Source organism: Trichormus sp. NMC-1, from assembly GCF_001858025.1.
In the GTDB taxonomy this organism is placed as follows: domain Bacteria; phylum Cyanobacteriota; class Cyanobacteriia; order Cyanobacteriales; family Nostocaceae; genus Anabaena.
Map to the genome: position 1 here is coordinate 1 of NZ_LZQD01000050.1, position 776 is coordinate 776.

1 pseudogene is annotated in these 776 nt (G+C 46.9%); it reads right to left on the reverse strand.

The window, feature by feature from the left end:
- Positions 1 to 776: pseudogene (locus tag A9Y75_RS28935) on the reverse strand (hypothetical protein); the annotation flags it as partial.

The window sequence follows — 776 nt, forward strand, 5'->3', positions numbered from 1 at the left end:
TTCTAGTACGCTAGTGGGAGATACGGCTAGGCTGATGTTGGGTACAGTCAAGGCGGTTCCGATGGCGAGTGACCAACCTCCTGCAATTGTCCCACCATCATTGACTTCATCATCCATGATGTAGAGACTCCAAACACCATTGGGATTGGTATTGTTGAAGACGGAGAAATTTGTGTCGTAAGGGCCTAACGGCGCAGGAGAGTTAAAGGTATCTCCAGATTCAAAATCTGTTGGTAAATAAGTGCCACTCGTCAGTTGTTCTGAATCTGACAGAGCTACCGTTGCTGATGGATCGATGGTCAAAGTAACATTGTTGAGGTCATTAGATCCACCTACATCTGACATGAAGATAGCTTTAGCTCCGGTCGGTCCGACTAGTAGAATATCAATATCATCGGGAAAAGTATGGCTGAGGTTGGTGAGGGTGACTTTGAGGTTAGCAAGATTGGCACTGACACCTGAGATATTGATGGTTGAGGGGTAGGGAATGCCGGCCGCTGCATCAGGTATAGAAATAGAGGCGGGGTTACTAAAGCTAGTGTAAGTTAGTAGTTCATCATTCGTGATAGTAGCCAACACTGCATTTGTGGTGCCGATTGTATAGGCAGAGTTACTGGCAAGAGTCAGCCTAACGGTTTCATCGCTTTCAAAAATGGTATCTGCTGTGGGGTCAATCGTTAAAGTGGCAGTGCTAGAACCAGCGGCAAAGGTGATGGTTCCAGTGGTGGCACTAAAACTAGCGCTTCCAGTTTGGGTGTAGTCGGTGTTTAAGGTGG